The sequence below is a fragment of the Klebsiella sp. HC6 genome (assembly GCF_022605325.1).
Classification (GTDB): Bacteria; Pseudomonadota; Gammaproteobacteria; order Enterobacterales; family Enterobacteriaceae; genus Klebsiella; species Klebsiella terrigena.
On sequence record NZ_CP093276.1, the window covers coordinates 5,858,427 to 5,877,420 of the forward strand.

Below are 18,994 nucleotides of genomic sequence, written 5' to 3' on the forward strand. Positions count from 1 at the left end.
AACGGGGAAAAAAACGGAGACTTATCATGACGGCGTCCACCCCGCTGCTGTCGCTTAAGGGCATCACCAAGGTTTTCCCCGGTGTGCGTGCCCTTGAGAACGTACAGCTCGATCTCTGGCCCGGCAAAGTGACCGCCTTAATTGGCGAAAACGGTGCCGGCAAATCCACGCTGGTCAAAGTGATGACCGGCATTTATCAGCCCGAAGAGGGCGAAATCCTTTATAAAGCGATCCCGATTCAGCTGCCTCATCCGGAGTCGGCGCACCGGGTCGGGATCACCGCTATCCACCAGGAAACGGTGCTGTTTGACGAGCTCTCGGTGACGGAGAATATTTTTGTCGGCCAGTATCTGCATAAAGGCCTGCTGAAAAAGCTCGACTGGCCGGCAATGCACCAGAAAGCCGGGGAGATTCTCCGCCGCCTGGAAGTACAGATCGACCCGCGCGCGACGCTAAAAACGCTGGGCATCGCCCAGCGCCACATGGTGGCCATCGCCCGGGCGCTCTCCTTTGAGGCGCAGGTGGTTATCCTTGACGAGCCGACCGCCGCGCTCTCGCAGCACGAAATCCTGGAGTTTTATCAGATAGTCGAGCGCCTGAAGCAGGACGGGAAGGCCATCCTGTTTATCTCGCATAAGTTTGACGAAATCTTCGAGCTGGCGGATTACTACACCATTTTACGCGACGGCGTGTACGTGAGCTCCGGCGCCATCAACGAGATCACCGAAGAGCGGATGGTGTCGATGATGGTCGGGCGGGCCATTACCCAAACCTACCCGAAGGTGAGCTGCACCCCGGGAGAAACGGTGCTGGAGGTCAACAACCTCTGCCATCCCACCGAGTTCGCCAATATCAGCTTCACCCTGCGCAAAGGCGAGATCCTCGGCTTCTACGGCCTGGTCGGCGCCGGGCGCACCGAGCTCATGCAGGCGCTGTCCGGCGTATCGCAACCTTCCTCCGGCGAAATGGTGCTGAATGGCAAAGCGGTGCGCTTTCGCCAGCCGGCGGACGCCATTCAGGCCGGCATCGTCTGCGTGCCGGAAGAGCGGCAGAAGCAGGGGGCGATCGTCGCCCTGCCGATCGCGCAGAACATCAGCCTGCCCCAGCTCGCCAGGCTCAACCCCCGCGGCGTGCTGAACGACGCGCGCGAATGGCGGCTGGCCGATGAGTATGCCTCGCGCCTGCAGGTCAAGGCCTTCAGCTGGCAGCAGGCGGTAGAAACCCTCTCCGGCGGCAACCAGCAGAAGGTGGTGATCGGCAAATGGCTGGCTACCCATCCGCAGGCGATCATTCTCGATGAGCCGACGAAAGGCATCGATATCGGTTCAAAAGCGGCGGTACACCAGTTTATGTCCGAGCTGGTGAGCCAGGGGCTGGCGGTCATTATGGTCTCATCAGAGCTGCCGGAGGTCATGGGAATGGCCGACCGTATCATCGTGATGCACGAAGGGCTGATGGTGGCCGAATATCGCGCCGGCGAAGCGACGGCGGAAACTATCGTCAGCGCCGCCAGCGGCGCTGCCCGGGAGGCTGCGTAATGTGGCGACAACTGCTTAAAAACCGCGAAGCGCTGCTGGCGGCGGTCATTATCCTGATGATGGCGAGCATCGGCAGCCGGGTACCGTCGTTCATCGCGGCGGAAAACCTGGTTGAGATGTTTAACGACACCTCGATTCTTATCGTCCTCGCTCTCGGCCAGATGATGGTGCTGCTGACCAGGGGGATCGACCTGTCGATGGCCGCCAACCTGGCGCTGACCGGGATGATCGTCGCCCTGCTTAACGCCCACCACCCGGACATTCCGGTGTGGGCGCTGCTGATGCTGGCGACCCTGCTCGGCCTGCTGATGGGGGTGATTAACGGCCTGCTGGTCTGGCGTCTCGGCATCCCGGCGATCGTGGTCACCCTCGGCACCATGAGCATCTATCGCGGCATTATTTTCCTGCTCTCCGACGGCGGCTGGGTTAACTCGCATCAGATGAGCGCGGACTTCCTCGCCCTGCCGCGCGCCTCGCTGCTGGGGCTGCCGCTGCTGAGCTGGTGCGCCATCGCCGCCCTGCTGCTGGTGGGCTACTTCCTGCGCTATAGCCGCACCGGGCGGGCGCTGTACACCGCAGGCGGCAACGCCACCGCGGCGTACTACACCGGTATCAACGCCGGGAAAATGCAGTTCATCAGCTTCTGCCTTTCCGGGGCGCTGGCGGGGTTTTGCGGCTATCTGTGGATCTCCCGCTTTGCCGTCGCCTACGTTGACGTTGCCAACGGCTTCGAACTGCAGGTCGTGGCCGCCTGCGTCATCGGCGGCATCAGCACCATGGGCGGAACCGGACGCGTAGTCGGCTGCCTGTGCGGCGCGCTGTTCCTCGGGATTATCAACAACGCGCTGCCGGTCATCGGTATCTCCCCCTTCTGGCAGATGGCTATCTCCGGCGCGGTTATTGTCATCGCCGTGGTGCTTAACGAGCGCGGGAACAAACGTCAAGGACGGCTCATTCTGCGCAGCGCGGTGCTGGCTTCGCAAAAACAGACGGTGAAACCATGAGCAAAATAATGACCACTGACGAGATGACCGGCCGCCCGACGGCGCCGTCGCCGCTGCGCCGCCTGCTGTGCTGGGAAGGCTTCCTGCTGGCGGTGACCCTCGCCGTTTTTGCCGCCAACGCGCTGGCGTCGCCCTACTTCCTTAATATCTGGAACCTCTCTGACGCCACCTTCAACTTTACCGAGAAGGCGATTATCGTCCTGCCGATGGCGATGCTGATTATCGCCAGAGAGATTGACCTCTCGGTCGCCTCCACCATGGCGCTGAGCTCCACGGCGATGGGCTTTTGCGCGGCGGCGGGGATGGATACGCCGCTGCTGGTGGCCGTTGGGCTGGGGGTGGGCCTGCTGTGCGGCCTGTTTAACGGCATCCTGGTGACGCGCCTGAACCTGTCGTCGATCGTTATCACCATCGGCACCATGAGCCTCTACCGCGGCCTGACCTACATCCTGCTGGGCGATAAGGCGCTAAACCACTATCCCGACAGCTTCGCCTGGTTCGGCCAGGGCTACGTTTGGGGGGCGCTCTCGTTTGAGTTTGCGCTGTTCCTGCTGCTGGCGGCCGCCTTTACCTTCCTGCTGCATAAAACCAACTTTGGCCGCCGCACCTACGCGATTGGCAATAACCCGACCGGCGCCTGGTTTTCCGGGATCAACGTCAAGCGCCATAACCTGATCCTGTTTGCCCTGGTCGGGCTGATGGCGGGGCTGGCCGCGGTGCTGCTGACGTCACGGCTCGGCAGCACTCGTCCCTCTCTGGCGGTTGGCTGGGAGCTGGCGGTCGTGACGATGGCGGTGCTCGGCGGCGTCAATATCCTCGGCGGCTCCGGCAGCATGGTGGGGGTGATTATTGCCGCCTTCCTGATGGGGCTGGTGACCTTTGGCCTGAGCCTGCTCAACGTACCGGGCATCGTGATGTCGATAATCATCGGCGCCATGCTGATCGCGGTGATTTCGCTGCCGATTATCGCCCGGCGGGTGCTGCAGCGAAGACATTAGCCCTTCGCCTGACGGTGGGGGGAACGGGATTTCATTAACAGGAGAGTTATCATGAGCTTTATGTTGGCATTGCCGAAAATCAGCCTGCACGGCGCGGGCGCCATTGGCGATATGGTCAATCTGGTCGCCGCTAAACAGTGGGGCAAAGCGCTGATCGTCACCGATGGTCAGCTGGTGAAGCTGGGCCTGCTGGACAGCCTGTTTGCCGCGCTCGACGCGCACCAGATGTCCTGGCACCTGTTTGATGAGGTGTTCCCGAACCCCACCGAAGCGCTGGTGCATAAAGGCATTACCGCCTTCCACGATGCGCAGTGCGATTACATTATCGCCTTTGGCGGCGGCAGCCCCATCGATACCGCGAAAGCGGTTAAAATCCTCACCGCCAACCCGGCCCCTTCCACCGCCTATTCCGGCGTCGGTAAGGTGAAAAACGCCGGCGTCCCGCTGGTGGCAATAAACACCACCGCCGGAACGGCGGCGGAGATGACCAGCAATGCGGTCATCATCGATTCCGCGCGCCGGGTAAAAGAGGTGATCATCGATCCGAATATTATTCCGGACATCGCCGTCGATGACGCCAGCGTGATGCTGGACATCCCGGCCTCCATCACCGCGGCCACCGGAATGGACGCCCTGACCCACGCTATCGAAGCCTTTGTCTCAGTCGGCGCCCACCCGCTCACCGATGCCAACGCCCTGGAGGCCATTCGGCTGATTAATCTGTGGCTGCCGAAAGCCGTCGACGACGGGCACAACCTTGAGGCGCGCGAGCAGATGGCGTTTGGTCAGTATCTGGCGGGTATGGCGTTCAACAGCGCCGGTCTCGGCCTGGTCCATGCGCTGGCCCATCAGCCTGGCGCGACCCACAATCTGCCCCACGGCGTATGCAACGCCATCCTGCTGCCGATCATCGAAAACTTTAACCGCCCGAACGCCGTTGCCCGCTTTGCCCGCGTGGCGCAGGCGATGGGCGTCGAGACCCGCGACATGAGCGATGAAGCAGCCAGCATGGCGGCAATCGAGGCGATTCGCGCCCTGAGCAAACGCGTCGGCATTCCGCAGGGCTTCAGCCAGCTTGGGGTGACCAAAGCCGACATCGAAGGTTGGCTGGACAAGGCCCTCGCCGACCCGTGCGCGCCGTGCAACCCGCGAACCGCCAGCCGCGACGAAGTACGCGAGCTGTATCTGGAGGCGTTATGATCCGCAAGGCGTTTGTGATGCAGGTGAATCCCGATGCACACGAAGAGTATCAGCGTCGGCATTCGCCAATATGGCCAGAGCTGGAGGCGGTTCTGAAGGCACACGGCGCGCACCGCTACGCAATCTATCTCGATAAAGAGCGCAGCCTGCTGTTCGCCACGGTGGAAATTGAATCTGAAGCCCGCTGGGACGCAGTCGCCGGAACCGAGGTCTGTCAGCGCTGGTGGCGGCATATGCGCGACGTGATGCCCGCAAACGCCGATAACAGCCCGCTCAGCGCCGATCTGAAGTCGGTATTCTATCTGGATTAACCTCCTCGGCTGCCCCGCCGGGCTACGTTTCGCGGGGCAGCTTTTTACGGTTCTCAGAAGAAGTATTTAAAGCGCACGCGCGCGCCGTAGCGATCGTCGTCATCGCTCTTATTGGCCTGCACATCGCTATCAAGAATGGAGTAGTAGGCCCCGAGATAGATATTAAAGTTCTGCATGTTCATCACGTTCGGAATTTGATACGAGGCGTGGAAGGTATGAATATTGTAGGTCCCCTCATCCTTAATCCAGCAGTCGTTATCGCAAATCACCCCGGCATAGTCGTTGATTTTGTTATGGGCGTAGATATAGCCCAGCTCAAAGCGCTGCCACAGCGCGTTAACCCCGGCGGTGAAGTCTTTTTCATTGTTGGCATCCATATATGCGGTGTTCACATTCACCACCACGCCATCGGCAGGGTTGGTTTTCAGGCCATTCCACGTCATGGTCAGCCCATAGCCGGTACGATCGGACTGATCGACAAACTCTCCCCGCGCGTTGCTATAGCCGTAGGCATTTTTCACCACGTTTGACTCCATCGCCGCGGCGACGGAGAACTCATCCTTGGCCCACGAGACAACCGGACGCAGGTAGGCGACGTTCTTTTTCTGCTCCATGTCGCGGCCGTGGTAGTCACCCCCGTCATACAGAGAGGTGCCGTCCTCCAGCAGCGTATTCAGTTCGAAGTACCAGTTATCCAGCTGCTTGCTGAGCAGGAAGTTACCGCCCGCGTCGGATCGCCCGCGTCCCTCTTTCATCATGTAGATATAGCCGTGACCGTCGCTGTAGAGATCGTTGGCGGTATTACCCGAATGCTCGACGAAGGTGTCCTGGTTCAGCGGGAACATGTCATAGGCTTCGAAACGGCCGACCTTTATCTTCCAGTCCTTCTCCTGACCAAAGAAGAAGGCGGCATCATCAAGGTTCATGGAGCCGGTCATATCGGCCAGCGGTTGGATCGAGAATCCGGCAAAATAGCCGTTGCTCATGGTGCGGATGCCGTCAAAGCCCAGCAGAATGCGGCCGTTTAAATCCCAGTTATCGTAGGTCGGGTCGCTGCCAACATCGGCATTAGTCATCGCCAGCAGGCCGTGCTTGCTCTCCGCGTCCATATTGAACTCAACGTCACCGTAGATCTTCAGATCGCCATAGCCGGAGAGCTTAAGCTCCGGCGCGGTAATATTCTTTTTGCTCTCTTCGACCGCCGCGACGCTTTTTACCGCAACGGTCGGCTGTGCCAGCGCAATAGCAGCATTCTGCTTCGCCTGTAATTCCCGCACCTGGCCTTCCGCCACCGTAGCCCGGCTTTCAGCCGCGGCCAGCCGCGCTTCCAGCTGTTCCATACGCTGTTCAAGCGTCAGAGAATTATTTTTAGCAACTGCCGAACTTGCCATCACACATAAACTCATCGCTAAGGCTATCGTCTTTTTATTCATTTTTATTTTCCGGAGGTAACGGGGAGGTAAGGTGAGTGAATAACTCACCTTTCTATCTTCATTATTTTTATATGGGAACGAGCGCTAATTAATATGTGCCTTATATTTATTGGCCGGTATAAAGCTGATATTTATTTTTATCCTCATCGGTAATATCTCTTAATACCCGGCAGGGCACCCCGGCGGCAACAACGTTCGGTGGAATCGAGCGATTAACCACGCTGCCGGCGCCAATCACCGAGTTTTTGCCGATGGTAACGCCGGGATTAATAATCACGCCGGAGCCCAGCCAGACGCCATCCTCAATAATCACCGGCAGAGAGAACTGCTGCAGCGTATGGCGCAGATCCGGATGCACCGGATGACCGGCGGTAGAGATCGTCACATTCGGTGCGAACATCACGTTATTGCCGATAATAATCTCCGCGTCATCGACCAGCGTCAGGTTGAAGTTTGCGTAGAAGTTATCGCCAATAGTGGTGTGAATTCCGTAAGCAAGATTGATCGGCGGCTCAATCCAGCACTGTTTACCCACGCTCGCAAACATGCGCTGGATAATATCCTCTCTTAGCTCCTGACCGAATGGATGCGAGTGGTTATATTCATAGGCCCGCACCTTTGCCATTAGCCGCTCCTCCGGCAGACCGTGGCCGCCGTCGGTATATAATTCACCGCTATTCATTCTTTTTTTAATATCCATAGTCAATCCGTTCTCCCGTTTATTCAGCACATCCCTGTGAGCGTTTTCTTTGTTAATTTATTAAATGGTCATTGCTTTATTACTGACGCTGCCAGGCGCGGATTTCCCTGAAAGCGTAAAGGCCGATATTAAGGTGACGGACAGCGCAATACCGCCGAGGATCATATAGGTCTCCTGGAAACCAATCCGGTCATACATATTGCCGGCAAAGGCGGAGAGGAAAATCGCCGCCACCTGTTTGGAGAACTGGAAGCCCACCAGATAAATCGTCGCCGACAGCCGGACGTCAAACACGCCGGTAATATATTTAAACGCCCCCACCAGCAGGAACGGCACTTCCAGGGCGTGGAGCATCTTCAGCGCCACGACCTCAACCGCAGTGGTGGCGAAGGATGAGCCGATCATCCCTGCCGCCATCACCATCCCGGCAATCAGCAGGGTGTTCTTCGCACCGATGCGGTTAATAATCCACGGCGAGCTGAACATGATGATCGCGTTGCAAATCTCCCCGGCGGTGGTCGCAAAACCAAAGGCGCGGGTGCCCGATTCCGGCGTAGCGAAGAAGGATTTAAAGAAGGTGGCAAACTGCTGATCGAAGACGTCGTATACGCACGCCACGCCGACCACATACAGAATAAACATCCACATTTTGCGCTGACGGAACATCCGCAGGGCGGTTTTTAAATCCACCGATGGGCGATTCGCGCCCAAAGAATCCATGACCTGAGCGGCCTGGCTGGCCTGCGGTTTCGCGATAGCCACCAGCACCACCAGCAGCAGCGCGGCGGCCGAGCCCATCCAGAATACCCACTCGGGATTGACGCTAAACAGCATCCCCGCAGTCGTCGCGCACAGCGCCCAGCCAAGACAGCCAAAGGTACGCGCTTTACCGTACTCAAACCCGCTGTTGCGGCTGATGCGTTCGATATAGGCTTCCATCGCGCCGGCACCGGCGGAGAACACGAAACCAATATAGGCGCCCCCGCTTAATGCCCCCAGCCAGATATTGGTTTTCAGCAGCGGCGCAAAAACATAGAGGAAGAATGGCGCAATCAGCACCAGCAAAATCGTCACGATCCACATCAGGTGTTTTTTCAGCCCCAGCTTATCGGAGATCACCCCCAGAACGGGCTGGAAGCAGATCGCAAACAGGGAAAGGCTGGAGAAAACGATGCCGGTCTCGGTTTTATTCAGGCCAATAACGTCCGACAGCCAGATCGGCAGGAACGGGAAGCAGGTAGCCATAATGAAAAAGTAGAGAAAAAAGAACAAGCCGAAAATCCAGAAGTTAGGGTTGTTTTTGTGGGTACAGGCAGTCGGGTTCATTTTATATTCCTCAGTCAGGGCCGCCTGGCGGCCCGTCACCATTACACGCGTTGCAGGCCAATCAAAATGGCGCTTTCCGGATCGAGGATTGGCAGCGCCAGCCCCGCCTGCCGTAGCCACTCGCCGCTCACCGTTTGCGGGGTCACCATCCATTCCGGCAGCTTACGCATGGTATGACCGCCCTCTCCCGTAATCTGAATATCCGGGTGATCGAGCAGCGTAACCTGATAGCGGGCGCCCGCCTCCAGCCCCGCAACGCGCAGCGGCGCCATCAGGGTGTAATCCGGCATCGCCAGCTGGCTGACGAGGAAAATCGCCTGGCTCTTATCTTCACTGACCACGCCGTGCGCCAGCGTGGTGGCGTCCGGCATATCCATACGCCACTGCACGCCGTGATGAATGACATTGCGCCACTGCTTATGCAGCGCGGTATACTTGCGGTAGCCCGCGCGCTCCTGTTCGTCGGCGCTCACCGGATCCAGCTCCAGACCCATATGGCCAAACAGCGCGGTCAGGCCGCGGAAGGCGATGCTGTGCTGGCGGAAGGTGGCGTGGCAGTGGCGGTTGCCGATATGCGCGCCCATCACTTCCGGCGGGAAGAAGTAGCTCATGCCGCGCTGGATAGTGTTGCGCTCCAGGGCATCGTTGTTATCGGAAGCCCAAAAGCGATGGCTGCGTTTCAGCACCTCATAATCGATGCGTCCGCCGCCGGAGGAGCAGGATTCAAATTCGATATGCGGGAAGCGGGCAACCAGCGCGTCCAGCAGGCGATAAAACTGGCGGGTTTGCGCATCGGCGGCGGCTTTACCGTTATGTCCCGGCTGCACCAGCTCGCGGTTCATATCCCACTTCACATAATCCACGGCGTGCTCGCCCAGCAGCCAGCTCATCCGCTCCAGCAGATAGTCAAAGGCCTGCGGAATATTGAGGTTCAGGACGTACTGATGGCGGCCGGTCAGCGGCGTATAGCCCGGCAGGGCCAGCACCCAGTCAGGGTGGGCGCGGAAAAGGTCCGAATCCGGATTGATCATTTCCGGCTCAACCCAGATGCCGAACTCCATGCCCAGCGACTTTACGTGGTCGATAACCGGCGTCAGCCCGTTGGGGTACTTTTTCTCATCCAGATACCAGTCGCCGAGCGCCGCCCAGTCGTCGTTGCGCCCTTTGAACCAGCCGTCGTCAATGATGAAGCGCTCGACGCCAAGTTCCGCCGCCTCGTCCGCCATGCGCATGATGTACTGCGGGTCATGATTGAAATAGATCCCCTCCCAGGTATTGAGATGCACCGGGCGCGGTTTGTTATCCGGGAAGCGCACGATCTGCTCGCGCAGGTAGCGATGAAACTGCTGGCTCATGCCGTTCAGACCCTGCGCCGAATAGCTGGCGTACAGCGACGGCGTCCACAGGGTTTCGCCTTCGGCCAGCGCCATCTCCCCCGGTAAATAGAGCGCTTCCGCCTGCAGATAGCGGCGGCCATCGGTTTTTACCTCAGCGCGCAGGCGGTGGTTGCCGCTCCAGCCAAGGTGTACTCCCCACACTTCGCCCTGCATCTCGCTGAAGGCGGTGCTGCCGGTAATCAGCGCCGGAAAATGCTCGTGGGAGGTGCGCCCGCGGCGGTTTTCCAGCACGAAGCTGTCGTGATCGAGGACCAGCCGATGCGGCTGAAACTCGCGGATCCAGCGGCCATGAAAGGCCATCACTTCGCGGGCGCGTTCGGCAACCGGCAGCGTGACCGCAAGCCGGTCCACCTGCCAGGGCTGCGCGCGCAGGTTGGTCAGACCGTGGCGAACGCTGAGCACGCCGCTGCTATCGAGCACAATTTCGCTACGCAGGCGCAGCCCGGCGTGCGGGTCTTCGCTGATAATGGTTAGGCTTTGCCCAGCCTGTACGACCTCGGCGGTGGCGAACACCGGCGAGCCGTCCAGCCCCTGGCGGTGCCCTTCAATTCCAGGCGCGCCAAACAGACCATGACCCAGCTCGGCCATCAGCGTTACGGGGGAATCGACGTCCAGGCGACCGTTCGCCACCGGACGCGCCAGGCTGGCCGCATCCTGCGGCGAAAAATGGCTTAAATGCGGCCCCCAGTAGATAATTTCGGCAAACGGATGGGTTTTGATTACCACATCGGCCCCTGCGCTTTGCAGGCGTACAATCGAATCAGACATCAGACATCTCCACAACAAGGAATGCCTTACTGTTGATCCGAAACGTTTCGGGTGCCAACCAAAACGTTTCGGATTCGTGATCTAGTGCAGAAATTAGCGTGGCGGGAGGGGAATCAGGCGGTGTCGCCGGGGATAAATTCGGGCTGCCAGAGCACCTGCAGAGAAGTGAGATCGTCGCCGGCAATCAGCCGACGGACCATGCCGGCGATCTGGCGACCAACGCCCTGGCGAGTGGATTGGATCACCGCCGCCACCGGGGTTTCAATAATGCTGTCCTGCGGCAGTCCGTCGTAAACCACCAGCGACACGCGGTTATCGCCGGTCAGGCGCCCCAGCTGGGATAGCGCCATCGCCGCGCCGTCGCCGTGGGTATTACAGTCGGTCACGATCGCCGTGGGCGGTTCCGGCAAACGCAGCAGCTCCATCGTCGCCTGATAGCCGCCGCGGCGGGTTGGCGGCACGCTGCGCAGCCAGGTATCCGCTAATCCGGCCTCGCGCAGCGCCTGCAGATAGCCGTTACGGCGCTGGGTGATAAACGCCTGATTGTTATTTTCGCTCAGCAGCGCGATGCGCCGGTGCCCCTGGCTAATCAAATGGCGGGTCGCGCGCCAGGTTCCGGCCTGATTATCAAAATCAAACCAGGCATAGGGCTGCGGCAGCCGGCTGCGGCCAAGGGCGAGGAAAGGAAAACCGGAGGAAAGCAGCTGCGTCAGGCGGGGATCGTCATCCAGGGTATGAGCGACAATCAGCGCATCGACCCGCCGGCTTTGAACCATTCGCATATAGCCGTGCTTATCCGCCTGCTCATCGTCGGCAATCAGCAGTAAATCAATCTCATAGCGCGCCAGCTCGTGGCTAATTTCGCCGACCATGTCGAGAAATACGTTGTTATTCAGCGGGGCCGGGCTGATGGGAAAAACCAGACCCACGGCGTCAATTTTGCCCATCTTAAGGCGTCGCGCGAAGGTATTGGGCCGGTAGCCACGGCGCTGTGCTTCCGCCTCCACGCGGGCGCGCGTCTCCTGCGACACGTCGTCATAACCGTTCAGCGCGCGGCTGACGGTCGTTACCGAGATCCCAAGTTCTTTAGCAATAGCTTTCAGCGACATACGTATCCCAGTCGGCGGTGGAGGAAACGGCTAGTGTCCCGCAATACGGGCGGGACGTCCAGCGGGAGCGGCGCGGTCATCCCCGCAATAAAACGCTAGCTTTGCTCAGCCACCAGAATCGCCTGGGTATCCGGCTCCAGCGCCTGGAAGAGATGTTCGCGATCGGCGGGGTAACAGATGTAGTCCCCGGCGCCCAGCTCTTCCGGCGCTTCGGTCAGGCCCACGCGCGCGCGGCCCTGGGTGACAATAATATGCTCTATCGATCCCGGCGGGTGCGGGTGAGAAATACGGTCAGCCCCCGGCTGGGTCAGCAGTAAATAGATATCGCGGCGGGCGCCGGGCGGGCAGGCCGCCAGCAGAATAGCCTGATAGTGGGCCTGCTCAGCCACCACCTTCGTCCCTTCCCCGCGACGCAGCACCTGCGTTTTTTGCGCCTGCGGCTCCAGCAGCCGGGCAAACGGAATATCGAGCGCGACGCAAAGCGCCCAGAGCGTCTCGAGGCTGGGGTTGCCGTTGCCTGACTCCAGCTGCGATAGCGTCGATTTAGCAATACCGGCCCGGCGCGCGACTTCCGCCAGCGAGAGCCCGGTGCGCGAGCGCTCGCGTACCAGGCTCCGGGCAATCAGACTAATTGGCTGTGTCATACACGGCTCCGCGTTTTTTATATAGAACGATTCGTTCGACTTGAAAGTCGATGGGGTTGCGTTCATTATAATGGAAATTCGTTCGATATGGCTAAATAGTATGAAGCAGCACTTCTCCTGTCTCAAAGGGGACACAATAAAAGCGATAGTCTTAGTCTGCCTGGCCGTGGGCGTCGTCGGCCTCTCCTACGGTTCGCTGGCGATAGCCTACGGCTTCCCGGTGTGGGTGCCGTTCGTGCTGTCGGTTTGCGTGCTGGCGGGCGCCTCGGAGTTTATGTTTATCGGCATCGTCGCCAGCGGCGGCAACCCACTGGCCGCCGCCGCCGCGGGATTACTGGTCAACGCCCGCCACGTGCCGTTCGGCGTGACGGTTCGCGATCTGGTCGGCAGGCGCGGCGCCAGCCTGCTGGGCTGCCATATTATGAATGACGAAAGCGTGGTCTTCGGGCTGTCGCAGAAAACGCCGGAGCAGCGTAAAGCCGCCTACTGGCTGTGCGGACTCGGCGTGGCTATCATCTGGCCGCTGGGCGCACTGCTTGGGGCCCTGGTCGGCAAGATCCTGCCGGCCCCGGAAACCATCGGCCTCGACGCCGTCTTTCCCGCCATTCTGCTGGCGCTGGTCATTCCCGCGTTTAAAAACCGCACCACCTTAATCCGCGCCTGCAGCGGTGCGGCGTTATCCCTCGCAGCGGTCTCCTTTGCGCCAGCGGGCCTGCCGGTGCTGTTCTCCCTGTTCGGCCTGCTGGCGAGGAAAAAATAATGGGCAACATCACGCTGTTTATCATCGGAATCGCTATCCTGTCGGCAGGAACCTACCTGATGCGCCTCGGCGGCGCGAAGATCGGTAGCCGCCTGGCGCTTTCCGAGCGCTCTCAGGCGCTGCTCTCGGACGCCGCGACGGTACTGCTATTTTCCGTCGCCCTGGCGACCACATTTTATGAAAGCGAACATTTTGCCGGTATGGCGCGGGTGCTGGGGGTGGGCTTCGCGGTATTTCTCGCCTGGCGCAAGATGCCGCTGATCGTGGTGATTATCGCCGCGGCGGTGGTTACCGCCCTGCTGAGGCTGGCGGGCATAAACTAAAAAAGCGCCCCAGGGGCGCTCTTTCGACGGTAGTTCTTTTTTTATTTGTTCAGCTCTGCCGTCATATGCACGCGGTTACCGGTAAAGGCTTCGGTAATTTTATAAGATGATGCGCCAGCAGCCTGGGCCTGAGCGGCAATTTTCGCTTCAGCGCCGTCCATCGTTGCGGCGGTGGCGGTCACGCTTTCAGCGGCGAAAGAACTAAAAGAAGCGGCCAGAGCGATAACTGCAGCAAAAGTTTTGACGTTTTTCATGAGATAAATCCTTCAGGTAAGTTGTTTAGGTAAGGCGTTGTGCCTTGATGTGATAAATAATAGACCTCACACCCGGTAACGAAAAGCGGAAGGATTTGCTATTCTTATTCAAATTATTTGAGGCATAAAAATGACGTTCGATTGCGATCGAAAATTACCGTCAGGCGGCCGGAAAACAGTGCGGTCTGCCGGCAGCTGGTTACTTCGTCAGGGCGAACCTCAAACCCATATTTACTTTTTACATCATGGCGTTGTGCGCGCTGTTTATCACTCTCCCGCCGGCGCTGAGCGCGTTAAAGAGTTTTATTTTACGGGCGAATATTGCTTCCTTTATCTGAACTGGCTCACCAGGACGCCGGCAGATTACGGCCTGCAAACGATCTCCGCGGGTGAAACCAGCGAAATCCCCCTGGCCGCGCTTGATGCCCCCGAAAATCAGGAAATTAAGATACAGCTGCTCACCCGTCAGCTGATCTACAAAGAGAAAAAAGAGCAAATGCTGTTGCTCAATACGCCAGAGCAGCGCTATCAGTACGTGCAAACCCACTTTCCGGACTGGGAGGCGCAGCTCACTCAGCGCGATCTCGCCAGCTACATCGGCATTACTCCCGTTAGCCTGTCCCGCATTCGCCAGCGTCTTAACAAAGGTTAACGCATGACGCGTTTGCATCGCTTAATGTCCCGCCACTCCTCAGCAGATGGCAGACGCGATGAACGCCTTTATTTTCTCTCAGCTCCTGGCCGGTATGAGCTTTTTGCTCGATATTTCCGCCTTTCATTTTCAGCGCCGGGCCGCGACGCTGTCCCTGCTCGCAGGATCAACCGCCCTGCTGGCGCTTCATTTTTATCTTCTGGAACAACCCGGCGCGGCGGGATTAATGCTCATCGCAGCATGTCGCTACGCGGTAGCCATCGTGACGCTGAGCCGCCGGGCTATGTGGGGGTTTATGCTCGGGTCGCTGCTTTGTAGCGCCGGTCTGTGGCAAAGTCTGGAGAATATCCTGCCGCTTGCCGGGAGCCTGCTGATGACGCTGGCGTCGTTTCAGAAACAGAGCGAGAAATTACGCGGATACACATTGTGCGGCAGCCTTTGTTGGCTACTGAACAATGTGGTGGTCGGCTCGCCCGTTGCCGTGATGATGGAGCTGGCGTTTTCAGGAAGTATTTTGGCTGCCTGGTGGCGTCACTCCGCTGCCAGACGCTCGGGATGCGTATAAATCGTCGCTCTGCCCGGCTTGCAAAAACCGACCAGCGTCAGGTTGCAGCGTTCCGCGACCTCAACCGCCAGCGCGGTCGCGGCGGAGACCGCAAACAGGATTTCCACGCCGCACATGGCCGCCTTCTGCACCATCTCGTAGCTGGCCCGGCTGGAGACCAGCGCCGCGCCGTTCTGCCAGCCGCTTCCCTCCTCCACGCGCCGCCCGAGCAGCTTATCGAGAGCGACGTGACGGCCAACGTCTTCATGCCCGCCCGCCAGCTGGCCCGACGGACGAACCCAGGCAGCCGCGTGGGTGCACCCGGTGACGCGGCCGATGGGCTGTACGTCGTTAAGCTGCTCCAGCGCGCGATCGAGGTTCGCGAGGTTGAAGGTTTGCGTAAACGGCAGCGGACGCACCGGCCTGCCGATATCGTTTAGCTGCTCCACGCCGCATACTCCGCAGCCGGTGCGTCCCGCCAGCGCGCGGCGGCGCTCTTTCAGCCCCATAAACCGGCGGCTGGAGAGCTCAATTCTGACGGACAGGCCGTTGCATTCCTGCACCACGTCCATGCCGTAGATCTCGGAGCGATTTTCGATAATCCCTTCGGATAACGAAAAACCGACGGCGAACCGCTGCAGATCGCCCGGAGAGGCCATCATCACGACGTGGGAGATGCCGTTATAGACCAGGGCGACCGGCACCTCTTCAGCTAACTCGTCCGGCTGAGTATGTTGCAAATTATCGCGCTTCCACAGCGCGACCTGGCGGTAACCTGTGACAGTTGTCACATTTTTGATTTGTTCGGGAGGGTTCTTATTCACTTTGTCTTAACCGTATTGGAACAGGCATACACACAATGTGGTATTCTTTTCATACCCCTTCAAGCAAGAGGGTGATTGCCCCTAATTCTGAACCTTTGCGGTCCTTACCGCAAAGTAAATAACTATATGTGACAATGTCGATACAAGGAGTGAACCATGCAGGTCAGCAGAAGGCAGTTCTTTAAGATCTGCGCTGGCGGTATGGCAGGAACTACGGCAGCGGCGCTGGGCTTTGCCCCCGGCGCTGCGCTCGCGGAAACCCGGCAATATAAGCTGCTGCGTACCCGTGAAACCCGCAACACCTGTACGTACTGCTCCGTTGGCTGTGGGCTGTTAATGTATAGCCTCGGCGACGGCGCGAAAAACGCCAAAGCATCCATCTTTCATATCGAAGGTGACCCCGATCATCCGGTCAACCGTGGTGCACTCTGCCCGAAAGGGGCCGGCCTGGTGGACTTTATCCACTCCGAAAGCCGGCTGAAGTTCCCGGAATATCGCGCGCCTGGCTCCGATAAATGGCAGCAAATCAGCTGGGACGACGCGTTCGATCGTATCGCGAAGCTGATGAAAGAAGACCGTGATGCCAACTTTGTCGCCAAAAACGACGCCGGCACCACCGTCAACCGCTGGCTGACCACAGGTATGCTGTGCGCATCCGCCTCCAGCAACGAAACCGGCTATTTAACGCAGAAATTCACCCGCGCGCTCGGTATGCTCGCGGTCGACAACCAGGCGCGCGTCTGACACGGACCAACGGTAGCAAGTCTTGCTCCAACATTTGGTCGCGGTGCGATGACGAACCACTGGGTTGACATTAAAAACGCCAACCTCATTGTGGTCATGGGCGGTAACGCCGCTGAAGCGCACCCGGTAGGATTCCGCTGGGCGATGGAAGCCAAAATTCACAATGGCGCGAAGCTCATTGTTATCGACCCGCGCTTTACGCGCACCGCGTCGGTAGCCGACTTCTATACCCCGATTCGCTCTGGTACTGACATTACCTTCCTGTCAGGCGTCATCCTGTACCTGTTGAATAACGAAAAAATCAACCGCGAGTACACCGAAGCCTATACCAACGCCAGCCTGATCGTGCGTGAGGATTACAGCTTCGATGACGGCCTGTTTAGCGGCTACGACGCCGAAAAACGCAGCTACGATAAGACCAGCTGGAACTACGAGCTGGACGAAAACGGCTTTGCCAAACGCGATACCTCCCTACAGCATCCGCGCTGCGTCTGGAACCTGCTGAAACAGCACGTCTCCCGCTACACGCCGGACGTCGTGGAGAATATCTGCGGGACGCCAAAAGCCGACTTCCTCAAGGTTTGCGAATACATCGCCGAAACCAGCGCCCATGATAAAACCGCTTCGTTCCTCTATGCCCTTGGCTGGACGCAGCACTCTATCGGCGCGCAGAACATCCGCACCATGGCGATGATCCAGCTGCTGCTCGGCAATATGGGGATGGCGGGTGGCGGCGTGAACGCGCTGCGCGGCCACTCCAATATTCAGGGGCTAACCGACCTGGGGCTGCTCTCCACCAGCCTGCCGGGTTACATGAACCTGCCGAGCGAAAAACAGGCCGATATCCAGACTTACCTGGCCGCCAGCACGCCGAAACCGCTGCTGAAGGATCAGGTGAACTACTGGGGCAACTACCCGAAATTCTTCGTCTCAATGATGAAGGCCTTCTACGGCGATAAGGCAACGGCGGAGAACAGCTGGGGCTTTGACTGGCTGCCGAAGTGGGATAAAGGGTACGACGTTCTGCAGTACTTCGAGATGATGAACCAGGGCAAAGTGAACGGCTATCTGTGCCAGGGCTTTAACCCTGTGGCCTCGTTCCCGAATAAAAACAAGGTCGTCGCCTCACTGTCGAAGCTGAAGTTCCTGGTCACTATCGACCCGCTCAACACCGAAACGTCCACCTTCTGGCAAAACCACGGCGAGTCGAACGACGTCGATCCGGCGAAAATCCAGACTGAAGTCTTCCGCCTGCCGTCTACCTGCTTCGCCGAAGAGAACGGCTCGATCGTTAACTCCGGGCGCTGGCTGCAGTGGCACTGGAAGGGCGCGGACGCCCCGGGGATTGCCGTCACCGATGGCGAAATCCTCGCCGGTATCTTTATGCGCCTGCGGAAAATGTATGCCGAAGAAGGCGGCCCGACGCCGGAGCCGGTGTTGAACATGACCTGGGACTACTCCACCCCGCACGAGCCGGCTTCGGAAGAGGTGGCGATGGAGAGCAACGGCAAGGCGCTGGCGGATATTACCGACCCGGCCACCGGCGCGGTTATCGTCAAGAAAGGCCAGCAGCTCAGCTCCTTTGCGCAGCTGCGCGATGACGGTACCACCTCCAGCGGCTGCTGGATCTTCGCCGGCAGCTGGACGCCGGACGGCAACCAGATGGCGAGACGCGATAACGCCGACCCGTCGGGCCTCGGCAATACCCTGGGCTGGGCATGGGCGTGGCCGCTTAACCGCCGCATCCTGTATAACCGCGCGTCCGCAGACCCGCAGGGCAAGCCGTGGGATCCGAAGCGCCAGATCCTCAAATGGGATGGCGCAAAATGGGGCGGCATGGACATTCCGGACTACAGCGCCGCCGCGCCGGGCAGCGACGTCGGGCCGTTTATCATGCAGCCTGAAGGGATGGGCCGCCTGTTTGCTATCGACAAAATGGCGGAAGGACCGTTCCCTGAGCACTACGAACCGTTCGAAACGCCGCTGGGCACTAACCCGCTGCACCCCAACGTGGTCTCCAACCCGGCCGCCCGCGTCTTTAAGGGTGACCTGGAGCAGATGGGTAAAGCGGATAAGTTCCCGTACGTTGGCACCACCTATCGTCTCACCGAGCACTTCCACTACTGGACCAAGCACGCGTTGCTCAACGCCATCGCGCAGCCGGAACAGTTTGTTGAAATCGGCGAGAAGCTGGCGAATAAGCTCGGTATTGCCCACGGTGATACCGTCAGAGTCTCCTCCAACCGCGGCTATATCAAGGCCAAGGCGGTGGTGACCAAGCGTATTCGCACGCTGAAGGTGGACGGTAAGGATATCGATACTATCGGTATTCCAATCCACTGGGGCTATGAAGGCGTGGCGAAGAAGGGCTTTATCGCCAACACGCTAACGCCGTTCGTCGGTGATGCGAATACGCAGACGCCGGAGTTCAAAGCCTTCCTCGTGAACGTGGAAAAGGTGTAAGG

At 59.1% G+C, this 18,994-nt stretch carries 18 protein-coding genes; 10 read left to right on the forward strand and 8 right to left on the reverse strand.

Going from position 1 to position 18,994, the window contains the following annotated elements; translation table 11 throughout:
* Positions 1 to 26: 26 nt before the first annotated feature.
* From MMW58_RS28190 to rhaM, 5 genes are read left to right on the forward strand one after another with little or no spacing between them, the layout of a single operon-like run.
* Positions 27 to 1,538 (forward strand): sugar ABC transporter ATP-binding protein, encoded by a 1,512-nt coding sequence (locus MMW58_RS28190; protein WP_241722532.1) that lies wholly within the window; start codon positions 27 to 29, stop codon positions 1,536 to 1,538.
* Positions 1,538 to 2,542, forward strand: a complete 1,005-nt coding sequence (locus MMW58_RS28195; protein WP_241722533.1) for an ABC transporter permease — start codon at positions 1,538 to 1,540, stop codon at positions 2,540 to 2,542. The genes MMW58_RS28190 and MMW58_RS28195 overlap by 1 nt, the downstream gene beginning before the upstream one ends.
* A complete protein-coding gene (locus MMW58_RS28200) occupies positions 2,539 to 3,540 on the forward strand; it encodes an ABC transporter permease (protein ID WP_115193842.1) in 1,002 nt (333 codons plus the stop codon). Before MMW58_RS28195 ends, MMW58_RS28200 begins: the two co-directional genes overlap by 4 nt.
* Positions 3,541 to 3,591: 51 nt before the next feature.
* Positions 3,592 to 4,740 carry a lactaldehyde reductase gene (gene fucO / locus MMW58_RS28205; RefSeq protein WP_241722534.1) on the forward strand — a complete coding sequence of 383 codons (1,149 nt, stop codon included), beginning with the start codon at positions 3,592 to 3,594 and terminating at the stop codon, positions 4,738 to 4,740.
* Positions 4,737 to 5,051: an L-rhamnose mutarotase gene (rhaM, locus tag MMW58_RS28210; protein ID WP_241722535.1), complete on the forward strand. Its 315-nt coding sequence runs from the start codon at positions 4,737 to 4,739 to the stop codon at positions 5,049 to 5,051. Before fucO ends, rhaM begins: the two co-directional genes overlap by 4 nt.
* A gap of 53 nt (positions 5,052 to 5,104) precedes the next feature.
* Here the strand turns inward: rhaM and MMW58_RS28215 are convergent, their stop codons facing one another.
* From MMW58_RS28215 to MMW58_RS28240, 6 genes are all read right to left on the reverse strand, one after another.
* Positions 5,105 to 6,484: a carbohydrate porin gene (locus tag MMW58_RS28215; RefSeq protein ID WP_241722536.1), complete on the reverse strand. Its 1,380-nt coding sequence runs from the start codon at positions 6,482 to 6,484 to the stop codon at positions 5,105 to 5,107.
* 106 nt (positions 6,485 to 6,590) lie between these two features.
* Positions 6,591 to 7,184, reverse strand: coding sequence for a maltose acetyltransferase domain-containing protein (locus tag MMW58_RS28220; protein WP_159237707.1), 594 nt, complete (start codon positions 7,182 to 7,184; stop codon positions 6,591 to 6,593).
* Between the two features lie 60 nt (positions 7,185 to 7,244).
* On the reverse strand, positions 7,245 to 8,510 hold the full coding sequence (locus MMW58_RS28225) for an MFS transporter (protein ID WP_241722537.1): 1,266 nt from the start codon (positions 8,508 to 8,510) through the stop codon (positions 7,245 to 7,247).
* A gap of 41 nt (positions 8,511 to 8,551) precedes the next feature.
* The gene (locus MMW58_RS28230; RefSeq protein ID WP_241722538.1) at positions 8,552 to 10,675 is read right to left on the reverse strand and encodes an alpha-galactosidase; all 2,124 of its coding nucleotides are present in this window, start codon (positions 10,673 to 10,675) and stop codon (positions 8,552 to 8,554) included.
* Positions 10,676 to 10,788: 113 nt separating this feature from the next.
* The gene (locus tag MMW58_RS28235; RefSeq protein WP_095105332.1) at positions 10,789 to 11,784 is read right to left on the reverse strand and encodes a substrate-binding domain-containing protein; all 996 of its coding nucleotides are present in this window, start codon (positions 11,782 to 11,784) and stop codon (positions 10,789 to 10,791) included.
* A gap of 95 nt (positions 11,785 to 11,879) precedes the next feature.
* On the reverse strand, positions 11,880 to 12,428 hold the full coding sequence (locus tag MMW58_RS28240) for a helix-turn-helix domain-containing protein (RefSeq protein ID WP_045853684.1): 549 nt from the start codon (positions 12,426 to 12,428) through the stop codon (positions 11,880 to 11,882).
* Between the two features lie 100 nt (positions 12,429 to 12,528).
* Between MMW58_RS28240 and MMW58_RS28245 the strand changes: the two genes are divergently transcribed.
* Together MMW58_RS28245 and MMW58_RS28250 are read left to right on the forward strand one after the other, a co-directional pair.
* The gene (locus MMW58_RS28245; RefSeq protein ID WP_095105330.1) at positions 12,529 to 13,188 is read left to right on the forward strand and encodes an AzlC family ABC transporter permease; all 660 of its coding nucleotides are present in this window, start codon (positions 12,529 to 12,531) and stop codon (positions 13,186 to 13,188) included.
* Positions 13,188 to 13,511, forward strand: coding sequence for an AzlD domain-containing protein (locus MMW58_RS28250; protein WP_045853686.1), 324 nt, complete (start codon positions 13,188 to 13,190; stop codon positions 13,509 to 13,511). Before MMW58_RS28245 ends, MMW58_RS28250 begins: the two co-directional genes overlap by 1 nt.
* A 41-nt stretch (positions 13,512 to 13,552) precedes the next feature.
* Here MMW58_RS28250 and MMW58_RS28255 read toward each other — a convergent pair whose 3' ends face one another.
* Complete coding sequence (locus MMW58_RS28255; protein WP_237376354.1) at positions 13,553 to 13,765, reverse strand: YdgH/BhsA/McbA-like domain containing protein; 213 nt, start codon at positions 13,763 to 13,765, stop codon at positions 13,553 to 13,555.
* A gap of 229 nt (positions 13,766 to 13,994) precedes the next feature.
* Here MMW58_RS28255 and MMW58_RS28260 point away from each other — a divergent pair, with 229 nt between their 5' ends.
* Together MMW58_RS28260 and MMW58_RS28265 are read left to right on the forward strand one after the other, a co-directional pair.
* On the forward strand, positions 13,995 to 14,417 hold the full coding sequence (locus MMW58_RS28260) for a Crp/Fnr family transcriptional regulator (RefSeq protein ID WP_371823025.1): 423 nt from the start codon (positions 13,995 to 13,997) through the stop codon (positions 14,415 to 14,417).
* A gap of 58 nt (positions 14,418 to 14,475) precedes the next feature.
* Positions 14,476 to 14,982: a YgjV family protein gene (locus MMW58_RS28265; RefSeq protein ID WP_045853689.1), complete on the forward strand. Its 507-nt coding sequence runs from the start codon at positions 14,476 to 14,478 to the stop codon at positions 14,980 to 14,982.
* Here the strand turns inward: MMW58_RS28265 and fdhD are convergent.
* Positions 14,949 to 15,785: a formate dehydrogenase accessory sulfurtransferase FdhD gene (gene fdhD / locus MMW58_RS28270; RefSeq protein WP_133601293.1), complete on the reverse strand. Its 837-nt coding sequence runs from the start codon at positions 15,783 to 15,785 to the stop codon at positions 14,949 to 14,951. The genes MMW58_RS28265 and fdhD overlap by 34 nt on opposite strands.
* Before the next feature lie 156 nt (positions 15,786 to 15,941).
* On the opposite strand from fdhD, the gene fdnG reads away from it, so the two are divergent.
* The gene (gene fdnG / locus MMW58_RS28275) at positions 15,942 to 18,992 is read left to right on the forward strand and encodes a formate dehydrogenase-N subunit alpha (protein WP_133601292.1); all 3,051 of its coding nucleotides are present in this window, start codon (positions 15,942 to 15,944) and stop codon (positions 18,990 to 18,992) included.
* Positions 18,993 to 18,994 lie beyond the last annotated feature (2 nt).